The 16,609-nt window shown below is 50.8% G+C and carries 14 protein-coding genes; 5 read left to right on the top strand and 9 right to left on the bottom strand.

Annotated elements, in window-relative coordinates; genetic code table 11:
• Positions 1–26: 26 nt before the first annotated feature.
• The 4 genes from OH31_RS02780 to OH31_RS02765 form a co-directional block, all read right to left on the bottom strand.
• Positions 27–1,034 (bottom strand): FecR domain-containing protein, encoded by a 1,008-nt coding sequence (locus OH31_RS02780; protein WP_081755113.1) that lies wholly within the window; start codon positions 1,032–1,034, stop codon positions 27–29.
• A complete protein-coding gene (locus tag OH31_RS02775) occupies positions 1,031–1,555 on the bottom strand; it encodes an RNA polymerase sigma factor (protein WP_024929528.1) in 525 nt (174 codons plus the stop codon). Before OH31_RS02775 ends, OH31_RS02780 begins: the two co-directional genes overlap by 4 nt.
• Before the next feature lie 96 nt (positions 1,556–1,651).
• On the bottom strand, positions 1,652–2,692 hold the full coding sequence (locus tag OH31_RS02770; RefSeq protein WP_242402180.1) for a FecR domain-containing protein: 1,041 nt from the start codon (positions 2,690–2,692) through the stop codon (positions 1,652–1,654).
• Between the two features lie 11 nt (positions 2,693–2,703).
• Entirely contained in the window at positions 2,704–3,204 is a 501-nt protein-coding gene (locus OH31_RS02765) for an RNA polymerase sigma factor (RefSeq protein ID WP_019881504.1), read from the bottom strand.
• Positions 3,205–3,572: 368 nt separating this feature from the next.
• Here OH31_RS02765 and OH31_RS02755 point away from each other — a divergent pair, with 368 nt between their 5' ends.
• Entirely contained in the window at positions 3,573–5,483 is a 1,911-nt protein-coding gene (locus OH31_RS02755; RefSeq protein ID WP_024929525.1) for a bifunctional diguanylate cyclase/phosphodiesterase, read from the top strand.
• A 272-nt stretch (positions 5,484–5,755) separates the two neighbouring features.
• Entirely contained in the window at positions 5,756–6,940 is a 1,185-nt protein-coding gene (locus OH31_RS02750; protein WP_019881501.1) for an EAL domain-containing protein, read from the top strand.
• Between the two features lie 40 nt (positions 6,941–6,980).
• On the opposite strand, the gene ada is transcribed toward OH31_RS02750, so the two are convergent.
• From ada to OH31_RS02730, 4 genes are all read right to left on the bottom strand, one after another.
• Positions 6,981–8,054 (bottom strand): bifunctional DNA-binding transcriptional regulator/O6-methylguanine-DNA methyltransferase Ada, encoded by a 1,074-nt coding sequence (gene ada, locus OH31_RS02745; protein ID WP_024929524.1) that lies wholly within the window; start codon positions 8,052–8,054, stop codon positions 6,981–6,983.
• A gap of 107 nt (positions 8,055–8,161) precedes the next feature.
• Positions 8,162–9,616 carry a PLP-dependent aminotransferase family protein gene (locus OH31_RS02740; protein WP_024929523.1) on the bottom strand — a complete coding sequence of 485 codons (1,455 nt, stop codon included), beginning with the start codon at positions 9,614–9,616 and terminating at the stop codon, positions 8,162–8,164.
• An 83-nt stretch (positions 9,617–9,699) separates the two neighbouring features.
• The gene (locus tag OH31_RS02735; RefSeq protein WP_242402179.1) at positions 9,700–9,996 is read right to left on the bottom strand and encodes a hypothetical protein; all 297 of its coding nucleotides are present in this window, start codon (positions 9,994–9,996) and stop codon (positions 9,700–9,702) included.
• 7 nt (positions 9,997–10,003) lie between these two features.
• Positions 10,004–12,328 carry an FdhF/YdeP family oxidoreductase gene (locus OH31_RS02730; RefSeq protein WP_024929521.1) on the bottom strand — a complete coding sequence of 775 codons (2,325 nt, stop codon included), beginning with the start codon at positions 12,326–12,328 and terminating at the stop codon, positions 10,004–10,006.
• Between the two features lie 411 nt (positions 12,329–12,739).
• Between OH31_RS02730 and groES the strand changes: the two genes are divergently transcribed.
• From groES to OH31_RS02715, 3 genes are all read left to right on the top strand, one after another.
• Positions 12,740–13,027, top strand: a complete 288-nt coding sequence (gene groES / locus OH31_RS02725) for a co-chaperone GroES (protein WP_019881496.1) — start codon at positions 12,740–12,742, stop codon at positions 13,025–13,027.
• Positions 13,028–13,073: 46 nt separating this feature from the next.
• Positions 13,074–14,711 carry a chaperonin GroEL gene (gene groL / locus OH31_RS02720; RefSeq protein WP_024929520.1) on the top strand — a complete coding sequence of 546 codons (1,638 nt, stop codon included), beginning with the start codon at positions 13,074–13,076 and terminating at the stop codon, positions 14,709–14,711.
• A gap of 300 nt (positions 14,712–15,011) precedes the next feature.
• A complete protein-coding gene (locus tag OH31_RS02715; RefSeq protein ID WP_024929519.1) occupies positions 15,012–15,626 on the top strand; it encodes an FKBP-type peptidyl-prolyl cis-trans isomerase in 615 nt (204 codons plus the stop codon).
• 62 nt (positions 15,627–15,688) lie between these two features.
• On the opposite strand, the gene OH31_RS02710 is transcribed toward OH31_RS02715, so the two are convergent.
• Complete coding sequence (locus OH31_RS02710; RefSeq protein ID WP_242402178.1) at positions 15,689–16,567, bottom strand: SdiA-regulated domain-containing protein; 879 nt, start codon at positions 16,565–16,567, stop codon at positions 15,689–15,691.
• Positions 16,568–16,609: the final 42 nt, after the last annotated feature.

Genomic DNA, 16,609 nt, shown 5'->3' with positions numbered 1-16,609 from the left:
ATTGTGATGTCGATTTTTAAATTTATTTATTTAGCAGGTGTTTTCGCCTTTATCAGGGTGGCCTGCGCGGTTGGTACAATACGCACTGGGGCCAGCTCAGGCATTTGATGAATAAAGGTCTCAATCGAGGTTGTCTTCAGCATCGAAGAGATATGTACGCTGTTAGATACCGGTTGTTCTGCGACTAAAGGCAACTTGCGGTATCTGGAAAGCGTCTCGGCGATTTCATCCAGATCAGCTTCTTCAAATATCACCATGCCTTTTTCGAACGCAAAGGCATCAGACGCCTGGTGATGTGAGCGTGTTGGTTTTGTATTGTCATGTTTCACTTCGGCCACTTCGCCATCATGTAATATCAATGCATTTGGCTGGGTCGTACTGTCCACACTCTGAGGCTCAACCTTGACGGTGCCATGATCTACGCTGACACGGACCAGTTTATGCAAGCGGTTGACTGCAAAGCGGGTACCCAGCACCGTGATTTTGGCCTTGCCGCTGTCAATGATGAATGGACGGCTTTCATCGCGAGTGACTTCAAAGATGGCCTCCCCGCGCTTGAGCGTCACCATGCGCCGGTCACGGTAGTAGGTGACTTCAATATCTGTACCGGTATTCATGGTCATCAAGGTGCCGTCTTCCAGACGTTGCGCCTTCACTTGCCCGACCTCAACCTGTGCGGCCATTTGCATGACAGGTTGAGCACGCCAGGTTTGGAAACCCAGTAAACCACCCAGGCCTATCGCCACTGCAGCCACGGCACCCGCAACATAATTTTTGATTTTTTTGGATTGCGCGGCCTGTTGAAAGAAAGCATCCTGGTCGGCAATATCCGCCAGTTTTTCAAGCGCATGCGGTGAGTCAAAAGACGCCCACACGTTTGCAACATCCGCATATGCTTGCTGATGTGCCACACTGGCCATTAACCACTGCTCGAATTTGGATCGTAAAGGGTCATCGGCTTCGACATCTTTAATGCGGATAAACCAGCTAATCGCGACTTCACGCAATTTGTCCGTGTGGTTACGCGACATCATGACAGGACTTGATCTTGCAGTCGGGTTAAATCCAGCATGGCGCGGGTGATATGTCGTGACACCATATTCACACTAATAGATAGCTGATCTGCAATCTCTTTGAGGGAGCGCTGGTCTACCCGATATAACCAGAACGCCTCACGGCACTTGGGTGGGAGGCGATTAATGACGCGTTGCAAGGCTTCAAGCCGTTGTTTGAGCGAAGTGAGCTCCTCAGGCGAGGGCGCGACTTTAGTGGGGTCTTCTAAAAAAGCCGCCAGATCAAACTCTTCAGTGGAAAATGCGACCAGCCTTTTATTGAACTTGCGGTCTTCGTGTGCCAGGTTATGTGCGATGACCCGCAGATAAGCATGAGGTTTTTCCAGATTGATGGTGGAAGGTGAAATTGCAAACTTTAACAAGGCGTCATGCAGGATATCGTAAGCCTTGTGGCGACAACGGATGTCGTTATAGATTGCAGGCAATAACTCGCAATACGCCCATCTTAAGTTGATGCCATGCCATTCAATTGAGGAATTCATCGCTTATGTTTCCGAATGCTTTTAAAGTGCAAGCAAGTGCCATTTCTATCGTATCAGTGCTCCTGACCATACTGAAAACCAACACTAGGTCATGCACTAATGCAAACTATTAAGCAGTGTGTACTGCGGCGCGTCTTGCAGTTTGACCGGGGCGATATTGGGCAGGCCGCGCAAGAACTGGTCTATATCCTGAATATTGATATCAGCCGAAATATTGCGCACTTGCTTACCTTGCGACTGCACCGGCTTCTGGCGGTAACGAGAAACGGTGTAGGCAATTTCGCTAGTATCGGCACGGTCAAACACCAGCCGCCCTTTGAGAAAAGCAAAGGCATCAGAAGCCGGGCGGTTGACCAACACCATGGCGCGGTTAGGATACACTTCAGCCACTTGGCCATTGGTAATTTCACGCGAAATCAGTGCCTGGTTTTCAGCTTGCATCGCATCCCCCTCAAACCTGGGTTCGACTTTGACATGGCCGTGATCAACACTCACACGCACTAGCTGCTCCAGCCGGTTGACGGCAAAGCGCGTCCCTAATACCGTCACTCTTGCAGTGTCTGTTTCCACCACAAATGGGCGATCAGGGTCTTTGGTCACTTCAAAAATCGCTTCGCCTTCTTTGAGCAGTACATGGCGCTGGTGGCGGTAATAGGTCACTTCCATATCACTTCTGGCGCTCAAGGTGACTTTGGTGCCGTCATCCAGTGTTTTAGTGACAATTTGCCCCACCGGGTTTTGTGCGGCTAGCTGCATGACGGGCTTGGCTTGCCAGACCTGGTATTGCTGATGCGAGAAAAAGCCAGCAATACAAATAAAACAGACGACCATCAGCTGTGCCAAACGCTGTTGTTTGGCTTTGCGGCGGGCTTCATTGGCCAGAAACGCTTGCTGCTCAGCGGCATCTGCCAGGCTAGACAAGCTCTCAGCTGAGTCAAGCTGACGCATGGCATGGGCGAAGCTGTTGTATTCGGCAGCGTGACTCGGGTCGTCTGCCAGCCATTGCTCAAACGCTTGATGCTCGGCAGCGCGTTGATTGTTCGCATGCTCACGCATACGCAAGTACCAGCGCGCAGCCATTTCACTTAGTGTGAGCGACTTGGCTGTGGATGATTTGGACGTGAGCGGTTTAGACATAAGCGGCAGGCTTAATGGATCGCCTGTTGAAATGCCCGGATATCCAGCATGGCACGGATCAGGTGTTTTTCAACCATATTGGTACTGATATTGAGCTGCACGGCAATTTCGCGTTGCTTCATCTCATCCACATGATAGAGCCAGAATACCTGGCGGCATTTTTCTGGCAACAAGTCGACCACACGCTGCAAGTGATGCAGCTTTTGCCGGGTTTCATACAACTGCTCGGGCGTGCATTCCAGAATCAGCGCGGCTTCGTCAATCTGGTCTTCGTCGACAAACCGCGTCCTGTGGCGAAACTCGTCTACCAGCAAATGGTTGACGATGCCATTCAAGTAAGCTTGCGGTGATTCTTCACGCGCCGGATGGCTGGACACAGCAAAGAAAACCAGTGCATCGTGCAAGATATCCTTGGCACGCTGCACACATGCCGTGCGACGACCAATACGACGCAAGACGTCGGTGTAAGCCCACTTTAAATCGATGCCGCACCAAGCTAGTGTTTCGCTCATATTCCACCACCCTACTTTGAATAGCTTGATTGTTGCAAAACACATGCCATCACCAAGAGATTCAATAAGAGATTGATTCTCAATTAAAAAATGTCAATGCATTTAAAAACTGGCAAATTCCTCCGGTTCATTTCAACCATTTTTATAAAAAATGGCTGCAATAAACCATTTAAATATATTGAAATAAAAGTAAAATCACTGCCGGACTCGGGCTGCGCAAAAATACCGCCGACAAAACGGCTGCCAGTGTTTGCTGCCAGACCAAATCCACAATTGGAAAGCTTATTGCGCTGTGTTTACCAGATCAAAACGGGTTGCGCATGCTTAATATTGGATCACTAAAAGACAATAATTAGTCTAAAAAATCAATGTCATTTTTTAAAACGACCAGCCATGAAGTATTGCGAGCGCGCTATAACAGCCTGCTTGAAGATGTGCCTGTCGCGCTTTTCACCGCGATTAGCGCCCTCAGCATACAAATGATCGTTTTAAATAACCAGGTGCATTGGTCGCTGTCAATCGCGACGCCCCTGATCAGGATGCTGATTGTTTGCAGCCTGCTGCTGTACTGGTTCTGGCACCGCGACGAACGACCTTCTATCGACAAAATACGTAAACGACTGGAGATCGCTTCCATCGTTTTTATTCTGGCTGGATTCTTTACCTTCTGGCGTAGCATTTACCTCTACCCGCTCACCGACACCTTCGGGCACTACTTCCTGATCTTCCACAATACGCTTTACGGTTTTTGCTTCGCGTTTATTTTAAGCAAGCTGGGCCCGGCCGCTTACGCCTACAACCTGCTGATGATTTCGTCAGCCATCGCCTGTATTTATCGTGGCGACTTCGAACATGCGCATTTGATGACTTTGCTGATCATGGTGTTTGAAGTGGGCATGTTAATCACCATGCGTGGCAGCACCACCATGTTCGATAAATGGGTAAACGCCACGTTTGAAACACACACATTATTAAAAGAAAATCAGCGCCTGGCCAATCAGGACGTACTGACGCAGTTGCCCAATCGACGGCAGTTTTTTGTGCAAGTAGAGCAACAACTGGCACTGGCCAGGCAAACGCAAGACTGTTTTGCGGTGGGGATTCTGGACCTTGATAACTTCAAACCGGTCAATGATGTGCACGGCCACCATATCGGCGACCTGGTGTTGATTGAGGTCGGCAAACGGCTGGCGCAGGTCAGGCCCGGCCAGGTGCAGTTTTACCGACTGGGTGGCGATGAGTTCGCTTTTCACCTGGTCACCGACGATAAACACGCGTCACTCAAGCAAATCGCTCATGAGATTAACCAGGCAATTTCACAGCCTATCAGCATTGATGGCCTGCTCATTATCGTTAAAGCCTCCATGGGTGCCTGCATTATTTGCGACGACTATATCTCGGCACAAACCCTGTACGAGCATGCCGATTTTGCCTTGTATCACGTCAAACGCACGGGCCGCGGCAATCTGGAAATCTACTCAGCGACGCTGGAACAAGAGCGTATGCATTTGAACCGCATAGACCAGGCCTTACGCACGGCAGATATCCATGCCGAGCTCTATCCGGTATTTCAACCGATTATTGATATTGATGCGGACGAGGTATGTGCGTTTGAAAGTCTGGCCCGCTGGCAAAGCCCCACCATAGGCGCAGTTTCACCGGCCATGTTTATCCCGGTGGCAGAAAGCCTGGGCATGATTGCCGACATCACAAAACTGATGTTCAGCCGCTCAATGGCAGAAATGACGACCTGGCCAGAAACAATGCGGCTGTCATTCAATCTATCGGCTTACGACGTCACCAACCAGGCCGTGATTAAAGAGCTGATCCGCATGATGCACACCAGCCAGATCACCCCCGACCGTTTTGTATTTGAAATCACCGAAACCGCCTTGTTACAAGACTTTGAAACAGCGCGGGAAAATATCGGCCTGCTGCGCAAGGCGGGCGCCAAAGTGGCGCTGGATGATTTTGGCACCGGCTACTCCAGCTTAAGTCATGTACAGCACCTGCCGCTGGACAAACTGAAAATTGACCGTAGCTTTGTCAAGGATATTGAAACCAATACCACCAGCCAAACCATCGTGCGCTCAATTCTTACGCTGTGCCAGGGCATGCATATGGAATGCGTGGCCGAAGGCGCAGAAACAGAAAGCCAGGTGCGCTTTTTACAAGCCATGGGCTGCCAGTTGATTCAGGGCTATTACTTCGCCAAACCCATGCCCAAAGAGCAGTTACAAGCCTATCTGGCCGACGCTAAACGCATCCCAAGCACTTGACCGGCAACCAGCACTTCTACGGGCATTCAATGCCTACCACCTTACGCCTGCTCAACTCATATGGCTCTTAAAAGTTGATAAGAATTACCTGTTTGACAAAAACTATATTAATATCAATTCGTTAATCGCCACATCCACCCATCGCATGCATCGTTGCGATGTCATGTACCACATGCCTGAAAGCGCTTTGCATTAAGCGCCTGCAATACTCAATCGAACGAAACAGGGTTCTATCCATCAGTATTGAAATAGATCACAAAGGAGGTTGCGCAATGCGTACAAGCACGCTTTTAATCCTGGATGATGATACTCAGGATGCCAATATCATTGCCAGCGAAGCTCAAAGCCTGGGATTTGAAGTCAGGATATTGGCCGACGCCTCGCTGTTTATTGATGCATTTTTAGCCTGGAAACCCACACATCTGGCGATTGATATCGTCATGCCCAGCATCAATGGCATCGAGATATTAAAAACCCTGGCCCAGCTGGATTGCCAATCAGCCATTATTTTAAGTAGCGGCATTGGGACAGACACGCTGCCTGCCGCGCAACTTGCGGCGATTGAGCACAACCTGAATATCCGCGGCATTCTCTACCAGCCATTCCACCAGCACATATTGAGAAACCTGCTGACAGACCAGGTATCGGTCGACCTGCATGCGCATACCAGCAGCGATATGAGCGCCCAATCATTTATTGTCGATGCTGCGACCATTGATGACGCCATCCGCAACGACCAATTCACCTTGTTTTATCAGCCACAAATTGAATTGCTCAGCGGTAAAGTGATTGGCTTTGAAGGTTTGTTGCGCTGGAAACACCCGACCCTGGGAATCAAGCTACCCGAATTGTTTATTCCAGTGGCTGAAAAAACCGGGCAAATTGACCAGCTGACGCAGATTGTGATTGAAACAGGATTCAATTTTATTCGATCACTCAGCAAAACGCTGTCATTTTCACTCAACATCTCGGCAAAAAGCATTAAAAACCACTTACTCACCAATGCATTGGTCAACGCCAGCCAATCTTTGGAGGTAGCACCGGAAAGAATCATTCTGGAACTCACAGAAACCGCCACCATGCACGACCCGGAAGAAGCGCAGCAAATCCTCTCTCAACTCAGGACCGAAGGTTTTAAGCTGAGCATTGATGATTTCGGCACCGGTTACTCCTCGATGGCGCAATTGGCCAAACTGCCATTTACCGAGCTCAAGATTGATAAATCCTTTGTCACCACCATGGAAACCTCGTCAAAATCGAGAAAGGTAGTCGCCTCCACCCTCAAACTGGCAGAAAGTCTGGGGCTGGAAACCATTGCCGAAGGTGTAGAAAATACGTTGGCCGCCATTGGTTTGCGCGAGCTTGGCTGCCGCTACGCCCAAGGTTACTACTTTGCCAGGCCGATGGACCAGGCGACTGCCAATACCTGGTTAACACAGTGGAATAATCAGTTTTAGGCTTGGGGGGAAAAGCATCCTCCAGCTCGCCCAACAGTCTTCAGTCAGCAGCCTCTTTTGCAAGCAGGGCCTGTTTACGCACCACGCCCCAGCGATAGCCAGACAGCGAGCCGTCCTGGCGAATGACACGATGACAAGGAATCGCCACAGCCAGCGTATTCGCGGCGCAAGCACTGGCCACCGCCCGTACCGCTTTTGGCATACCGATACGCTCAGCAAGCATGCTATAGGTCACCGTCTCCCCACTGGGAATCTCGCGTAAAGCCTGCCAGACACGCCGCTGAAACAGCGTTCCCTGAATATCCAGCGGCAAATTCAACCCGAGTTTGGGTGACTCGATAAAAGCCAGTACGCTGGCAATCATAGCCTCAAAATCCGCATCGCCACCTATCAAGACTGCAGCAGGAAACCTATCTTGCAACGCATTTAACAACAACCCGGCGTCATCGCCCATAGAGATTGCACACACGCCTTTGGCACTCCTGGCCACCAGCACCGCGCCCAGGGAACACTGCGCCAAAGCGAAATGGATTGGTACCTGCTTGCCACCTTGCACATATTGCGTAGGCTGCATGCCCAGTGCCTGGCTAGAGGCTTCATAAAAACGGCTGCTTGACCCATAGCCTGCTTCGTAAATCGCATCGGTCACCTTCATGTTGGCATCAAGCTGCTGGCGCAATCGTTGCACCTTGTGTGCTGCAACATAGGCCTTGGGCGTCAAGCCAGTGACGGCTTTAAACATGCGATGAAAGTGGAACCGGCTTAAACCGGCATGCTCAGCTAATTGCGTTAAACTGGGACTGGTCTCGGCCGCGTCTATCAAGCGACAGGCCACCGCTACTTTTTCGGCATAAATATCTGCCAGCGCAGCCTGGTTCGGCTTGCAGCGTTTGCATGGCCTGAACCCGGCAGCCTCAGCGGCAGCGATGGTGGCGTGAAATGCCACATTTTCCGGACGTGCCTGCCTGGCGCCGCAAGATGGGCGACAATAGACACCAGTGGTTTTAACCGAATAAAAGAAGCTGCCATCTGCCTGTGCGTCGCGTGCCACGACCTGCTGCCAACGTGGGTCACTCAGGGTTTGCTGTGCTTGTATGCTGCTTGAAATTGCCATGCTTGCCGTCTCCACTCGAGACCTCAACGATATACCATCATGCAGCACTAAACACTCCGGCGCTTGCGGTTGAATTTGATTGCATCAAGATCAACACTCACGACAGGCTATTCACTGCCCCGCATGTTATCTGGGCCCGGCTTCTCCGCAGCCAGCATGTCCCGCGCAAGTGCGCCAACATCGCGCACGGCCTGCTCAATCGCCAATGTCCATAAATGGCTAAAATTAAGACGGATATAGTGGGTAAGCTCTTTCTTACGCGAGAAAATCGTCCCCGGTGCCACAGTGATGCCATTGTTGATCGCGGCACGATACAACTCCAGGGCATCCAGTGCTGGTGGTAATTTCACCCAGATGACATAACCGCCTTTGGGCACAGACAACTGCGTGCCCGCTGGAAAGCTCTGCTCTATCACATTGCGGATAAGTACATATTGAGAGCGCAGTGTATGGCGTAACTGCCTGAGGTGCTGCTCAAAGCTGTCGCGCTGCATAAACTTGGCAATCGCGATCTGCGGTGCCGATGTCAGTGACAGACTATTGAGGAACATCAGGCGCTCCACTTCCTGCCGATAACGGCCAGCCGCCGTCCAACCCACGCGATAACCTGGCGCCAGCGATTTGGAAAATGACGAACAATGCAACACCATGCCCGCGCGATCAAAGGCTTTGGCGGGCAAAGGGGGCTCGTCACTGAAGTACAACTCGCCATACACATCATCTTCAATCAACGGAATATTCTGCTCCGCCAGAAATGCGACTAAAGCCTGTTTTTTCTCGTCAGGCATCACAAATCCCAGCGGATTCTGGAAATTGGTGGTGAGGATTACCGCCGAAAGACGCACATTGTCGGCCACGGCACGCAAGGCATCCAGATCGATACCAGATGCTGCATCGGTACGGATTTCGGCCACTTTCATGCCCAGCCGCTCGACGGTATGCGCCAGCGCATAATAGCCTGGCGATTCCAGCGCAATCGTGTCGCCCGCCTTGGCCACGGCCTGCAGGCATAAGGTAATGGCTTCAGTGGCACCATGCGTGATCACGATGTCGTCCGGCGATACATCCATACCATTAGCCAGGTAACGGCGGGCAATCTGCTGGCGCAACATCTCGTTGCCAGGCGGCAAATCGCTGAGCACACCCCATTCCCCCTCGTCATCAGTGAGGGCTTTTTCATATTGGTGGATACGTTTGAGTGGAAATAACTGCGGATCCGGGAACGGAGAGCCCAAAGGTACGGTACCGAATTCGCGAATAGATTTAAGCGTAGTGAGCACCAGCTTGCTGGCATCTACCTCAGATAAATTGAGATCTTTCGCCAATGGCGACGCCTGTTTTTGCTGCAAGCGCTTGCGCGGCGTGACGTAGTAACCTGATTGTGGATGGCTGCTGATAATGCCATCCTGCTCCAGTTGCAAATAGGCACGCAACACCGTGCTAATGCTGAGCCCGTACTTCTGACTGGCTTGCCGCACCGAGAACACCTTGTCTCCTGGCCGCAGTACGCCTTCATCGATCATTGCGCGTATGCGGGCGGCAAACGAGACATAAAGCTTCATGGTAGCCAAGCGGAGAAAGGAGTTGTGATGCTTGCCATTATACGTCAGGCCTGTAGCAGACGGCTGAGCGGCAGTATTAAGATTCAGGCAGCCTGCAACGCAAGGGAAATTTCTTCGCCGCTGGTGGTCAAGCTAGCCACCAGGCGGTCTTTTTGCGTCAATACATTCACCAGCGCCTGCTCGCTTAATGCGGTCATCAGGCGTTGCAAGGTGCTCATGCGAATATCCAGGCGCTTGCAAATCACGGCCAGTGAAACTTGTGTGCGGCCTTGCGCATGTTCCGCATGCAACAACTCCAGAATACTCAACATCAGCACGGTGCTTCTGTCCAGCGGAATGCAATCGGAAAGTACATCGTCCGGCGCCGATACGTGATCCACATCATGCTCAAGCAGCATTGGCGACCTCAGGTGCAGTGGTTTTTTCGATAATCACCGGAATAGACTTGGAGGTTGGTGTCCGTGAATCATCGGCCACACTTTCCAGCGGTACCAGGTTATTGGTTTCCGGGTAATAACCGCTCAGGCAACCTTGCGGAATATCGTATGACACCACCAGGAACTTGTCTGCCCGACGGGTGATACCATCCTGCCACACGCTGATCAGGTTAATCCAGTCGCCCGCCTGCAAGCCCATGCGTGCAATATCTGTCGGGTTCATAAAGATCACGCGGCGTTGACCAAATACGCCACGGTAGCGGTCATCCATGCCATAAATTGTGGTGTTGTACTGGTCATGCGAACGCGTAGTCATCAGAACAAACAATTGGTCGCCATATTGCTCACGGGCCTGATGGATAGGTGAATGACGTGGAATCGCCTGCAAGGTGAACTCCGCTTTACCAGAAGGCGTGTTCCAGAGTCGTTCGCTGGAAGGCACCGGCATACGGAAACCGCCCGGGTGCTTGATGCGCTCGTTGTAATTTTTAAACGCCACCGGCATGGTCTGCTCGATCACATCACGGATTTTGCTGTAATCCTTGATATATTCCAGCCACGGTGTCTTGCTGCGCTTAAGCGTAGCATGGGCCAGACGCGCCACGATGGCTGGCTCGGACAGCAACTGCGGTGAAGCGGGCTTGTTCATGCCGTAAGAGATATGCACCATGCTCATGGAGTCTTCTACCGTCACACCCTGTGCGCCAGTTTCCTGCGTGTCGATCTCGGTGCGGCCCAGGCATGGCAAGATCAGTGCTTCCTTGCCATGCACCAGATGGCTACGGTTAAGTTTCGTCGTCACATGCGCGGTCAAATCGCAGTTGCGCATGCCTTCCCAGGTGCGGTCAGTATCTGGCGTCGCAATCGAGAAATTACCGCCCAGGCCAAAGAATACTTTACCTTTACCTTCTATCATGGCGTGAATTGCGCCTACGGCATCATAGCCTGGCGTTTTCGGCACCTTGATATCAAATACGCGCTCCAGGCTTTCGAGAAACTCCACTGGCATCTTTTCATAAATGCCCACAGTGCGGTTGCCCTGTACATTGCTATGGCCGCGCACTGGGCACAGGCCTGCGCCCTCTTTGCCGATATTGCCGCGCAATAACATCAGATTGACCAGTGTTTTAATCGTGGCGACGCCATGCTTGTGCTGGGTAATGCCCATGCCCCAGGTAGCAATCACGCGATCACCTGTGGCGTAAATCCGTGCGATTTCCTCAATCTGCGCCAAGGGCACGCCGGACTCTTCCACAATCACATCCCAACTCTCCTCGCGTGCATCTGCGGCAATCGCTTCAAAATTATTGGTATGCTGCTGGATAAATTCCAGGTCGACTACGCGCTCGGCACCATGCTTGATCGCCTCGTCATCCCACTGGATCACGAACTTGATCATGCCTTTAATCAGTGCCAGGTCGCCGCCCAGTTTAGGCTGGATAAACAAATCACTGATTTTGCTGCCTTTGAAAGACAGCATATCAAACGGACTTTGTGGGTCAGCAAAACGCTCCAGGCCACGCTCTTTCAGCGGGTTAATCGCCACAATACGTGCGCCACGCTTGGCGGCTTCGCGCAGCTCACCCAGCATGCGCGGATGGTTGGTGGCCGGATTCTGGCCAAAAATCAGAATGGTGTCGGTATGCTCAAAATCATGTAAAGTCACCGACCCCTTGCCGATCCCCACGGTTGGCGGCAACGCCATGCTGGTAGATTCGTGGCAAAGATTGGAGCAATCGGGGAAGTTATTGGTGCCGAACTCACGCACAAACAACTGATACAAAAACGCTGCTTCATTGGCGGCACGGCCAGAGGTATAAAAAATCGCCTCATTCGGGTCGGCAAGCGCATTCAAATGTGAGGCAATCAACGCAAACGCATCATCCCAGGAAGTTTCTTCGTACTTGTCTGTGCTGGCGTTATACCGCATCGGGTGCGTCAAACGACCTTCGTTTTCTAGCTCAAAATCGCCCCAGCCCATCAGCTCGGTCACCGTGTGTTTGGCAAAAAACGCTGGCGGCGTACGCTTATTGGTCGCCTCTGCCGCGACGGCTTTCACCCCATTTTCGCAAAACTCAAAAGTAGACGTGTGCTCTTTGTCTGGCCAGGCGCAACCCGGGCAATCAAAACCATCCGGCTGGTTTTGGGCCAGCAAAGTCATGATGCCTTTCACAGGAATCTTTTGCAGCGCCAGTTGCGCAGCGACTTGCTTTAACGCCCCCCAACCGGCGGCTGGGTGGTGATAGGGCTTAATGGAGGCTTTTGGTTGCGACATAGTCTCTAACGGTGAACTGGCACACATGAACCATTGCCAGTGTATGAATGCGGAATGACGTTGATTGCCATCCTAAGGCAAGCAACACCAGGAAACCAGATACAGAAACGCGTAATTTTTAGGGTACAGTTGCACACCAAAAAAGCACCGATGCCAGTATTGATGCGGATTGTTTCATCGCATTTTATTTACAGAGCATGTGCGTTAAAGACCTTCGTCTTAATTTCGTCAACTCTATAAAGTACTTTAGGCATTCCCATAAAAAAATTACGCGTTTGCACTTGAAATCAAAAAACTCTATCCCCAATTAGCAATCAAGGTACGTGAGTGCTAAAATGCGTACCGCATTGATTAAAAATTCGTTTTAATTTCACCCTTATAACACTTTAAGAAAACTCCAAGGAGACATTCATGAGTATTCGTCCATTGCATGATCGAGTGATCGTTAAACGCGCCGCTGAAGAGCGCACAACCGCTTCTGGCATTGTGATTCCAGACAGCGCTACCGAAAAACCAGACCAAGGTGTGGTGCAGGCAGTAGGCAATGGTAAAAAAGACGACAACGGCAAAGCAATTCCTTTGGACGTGAAAGTCGGCGACAAAGTGTTGTTCGGCAAATACTCTGGCCAGACTGTTAAAGTCGACGGCGAAGAGCTGCTGGTGATGCGTGAAGAAGACATCATGGCGATTGTTGAGTAATTGACTCACAACCACCCTTATCTAATATTGAATTAGGAGAATTTAAATGGCAGCTAAAGACGTAAGATTTGGTGATGACGTTCGCCAAAAAATGGTAAATGGTGTCAACGTATTGGCTAACGCAGTACGCGTGACCCTGGGCCCTAAAGGCCGTAACGTGGTGTTGGAGCGTTCTTTCGGCGCACCTACCATCACTAAAGATGGTGTGTCTGTGGCTAAAGAAATCGAATTGAAAGACAAATTCGAAAACATGGGCGCGCAAATGGTAAAAGAAGTTGCTTCTAAAACCAATGACATCGCCGGTGACGGTACAACAACTGCAACTGTATTGGCACAAGCCATTATCCGTGAAGGCATGAAATCTGTTGCCGCCGGCATGAACCCAATGGACCTGAAACGCGGCATCGACAAAGCGGTTGAAGCAGCCGTTGCAGATCTGGCAGCACAATCCAAACCATGTACAACCAGCAAAGAAATCGCACAAGTAGGTGCTATTTCTGCTAACTCCGACACCTCCGTTGGCCAGATCATTGCTGACGCGATGGACAAAGTAGGTAAAGAAGGCGTGATCACTGTTGAAGATGGTTCCGGCCTGACCAACGAGCTGGATGTGGTTGAAGGTATGCAGTTTGACCGTGGTTACCTGTCTCCATACTTCATCAACAATCCAGAGCGCCAAATCGCGTTGCTGGACAATCCTTTTGTGTTATTGCACGACAAAAAAGTATCCAACATCCGCGACCTGCTGCCAACATTGGAGCAAGTAGCGAAAGCGGGCCGTCCATTGTTAATCATCGCTGAAGATGTTGATGGCGAAGCATTGGCAACCCTGGTGGTGAACAACATCCGCGGCATCCTGAAAACGACCGCTGTGAAAGCGCCTGGTTTCGGTGACCGTCGTAAAGCCATGCTGGAAGACATTGCTGTGTTGACCGGTGGTACCGTGATTTCTGAAGAAGTGGGCCTGAAACTGGAAGCCGTACAACTGCATGACCTGGGCCAGGCAAAACGCATCGAAGTGGGTAAAGAAAACACCATCATTATCGACGGCGCAGGTAACGAAGAAGCCATCAAAGCCCGTATCGGCCAAATCAAAACACAAATCGAAGAAGCGTCTAGCGACTACGACCGTGAAAAACTGCAAGAGCGCGTAGCCAAACTGGCTGGCGGTGTGGCTGTGATCAAGGTTGGTGCAACGACTGAAATCGAAATGAAAGAGAAAAAAGCCCGCGTTGAAGATGCATTGCACGCAACCCGCGCTGCCGTTGAAGAAGGCATTGTGGCTGGCGGTGGTGTTGCACTGATCCGTGCCCGTGACGCGATTGCTAAAGTGAAAGGTGACAACCTGGATCAAGATGCTGGTATCAAAATCGTTCTGCGTGCAGTTGAAGAGCCACTGCGCCAAATCACTCAAAACGCTGGCGTTGAACCATCTGTAGTCGTAAACAACGTAGCTGCTGGTAAAGGCAACTACGGTTACAACGCGGCTAACGAAACCTATGGCGACATGGTTGAAATGGGCGTACTGGATCCAACCAAAGTGACACGTTCTGCACTGCAAAATGCGGCTTCAGTGGCTGGCTTGATGCTGACGACTGACTGCATGGTTGCTGAGCTGCCTAAAGAAGATGCGCCATCTGCACCGGATATGGGCGGGATGGGTGGCATGGGCGGCATGATGTAGCCTTTGGTTTGATTACATCATTTGCCGACCATCAAACCCAATGGCGCGGCATGATGTAATTTCAGCGTCGCTAAAGCGGTGATTGCTGCGTTGCATATCCTTGTCGTACTTATTGTACTGCCTGCGGATACGCGCCTTGCACTCATCGCTTTAACTTGCTGAAATGCCCTAAGCAGCATTAAAACAAAACCCGCAAAAGCGGGTTTTGTTTTATCAACAACTCTCCGTCATAATGATGGATTAAATCACTGTTTCACACACGCATCCACGCGTGCTATTTAAATAACGAAAGAACACATCATGGCAACTCAATTAGACTCACTCACCCAGCGCTTAAGCTACATCGTCGGTGAAAACCTGGCGCATCAACTTAAAAATGATGGCCTAGAACTAGACGCAGAAGTGGTCGCACTTGCGGTGAAAGATGTCATGTCCGGTCAGGCGTCTCGCTTATCTGATGACGAAAAAAGAAGCGCAGTCGAGCAAGTACAACAAGAGAGCCAGGCAAGGCAAATGGCTGCGCATGCTAAAAACAAGGCTGAGGGCGAAGCTTATCTGGCAGACAACGCAAAAAAAGAAGGCGTCACAACAACGGCCAGTGGTCTGCAATATAAATCATTGGTGACTGGTAGTGGCGCAAAACCAACCACCAGCGACCGCGTCAAAGTGCATTACAGAGGCACGCTGATCGACGGCACGGTGTTTGATAGTTCTTATGACCGTGGTGAACCGATTGTTTTCCCGGTGACTGGCGTGATCGCAGGCTGGGTAGAAGGCTTGCAATTGATGAATGTAGGCAGCAAGTTTGAGCTGACGATTCCATCCAACCTCGCCTATGGCGCAAATGGCAGCGGCCCGGTGATTGGTCCGGATGCGACCTTGGTATTTGAAGTTGAGTTGCTGGGCATTGAATAATCTCCAAGCGTGCACAACAAAAAACCCGCTGCGGCGGGTTTTTGTCTTCTGAATACCGCAATCTAGATATGGCTTAATGGGGGCTTAAACACATAAAACAGGTTCGGCTCACTGACGATATAAATATTACCCTCGTCGTCAATCGAAACGCCTTCCGCTTGTGGCACACTGTGATGCAAGCCATGAAAGCCTTTCCAGAGTGCAAGTGAGCCCATGGTTTGTCCAGATTCGTTAAATTGTTTCAGCAACTTGGATTCATCACTTAGCAAAAAAAGATGCCCGGATTTTTCATGATAGGTCACAGAAGACAAATCCCGTAGTGCCCACTTCAACGCGCCATCAAACTGCTTCAGCCGTTCGACTTCAATCGTATTTTGTTTTTTGTGCTCGGGATCATACAAGCCGCTCACTGAGATGACATATTTGGGATCACGCTCTTTCACCACAATCAGCCTATGGTGGTCACTGTCCCAGGAAACCCCTTCAAAATTCTTGTTGCCTCGCTCATGCATGCCGAACCGCAGCAAACTGGCATCGTTAATTGAAATCTCACGCGTTTCCGGCTTAATCTGTAGTAGCCATAACTTATTTTCCCGCTCGTCAGCAACGACATAATAGTCCTGCTCAACATGAGCAATCCCTTCCAGGTCATCGGTGCCATGGACTTTAATCTCGCGCAGTGGGACGCCATCACGACTCAATTCAACAATCATGCTCATATCATTGAGCACGGTAAACAACGTGCCGGTTTCGTGATTAAAGGTCAATCCAGAAGTGTTTTGGTAATGGGCCAGCGGTTTGGCCTCAATGGCGACTTGGTAATTGGCCAAATCCAGTCCATGGTGATCCGGGCTATGCCACTGGTGCCATACATGCCAGGCAAGGGCTTCTGCTTTCAGCATATACAGCATGGATAGCAACCCGGCCAACACACTGAACATCACACCGCTTCTGACTAACCACCTCTTTTGAGACTGCACGCT

The sequence above is a fragment of the Methylophilus sp. OH31 genome (genome assembly GCF_000576615.1).
Taxonomy (GTDB): Bacteria; Pseudomonadota; Gammaproteobacteria; order Burkholderiales; family Methylophilaceae; genus Methylophilus.
This window is presented reverse-complemented; position numbering and strand designations above follow the sequence as displayed.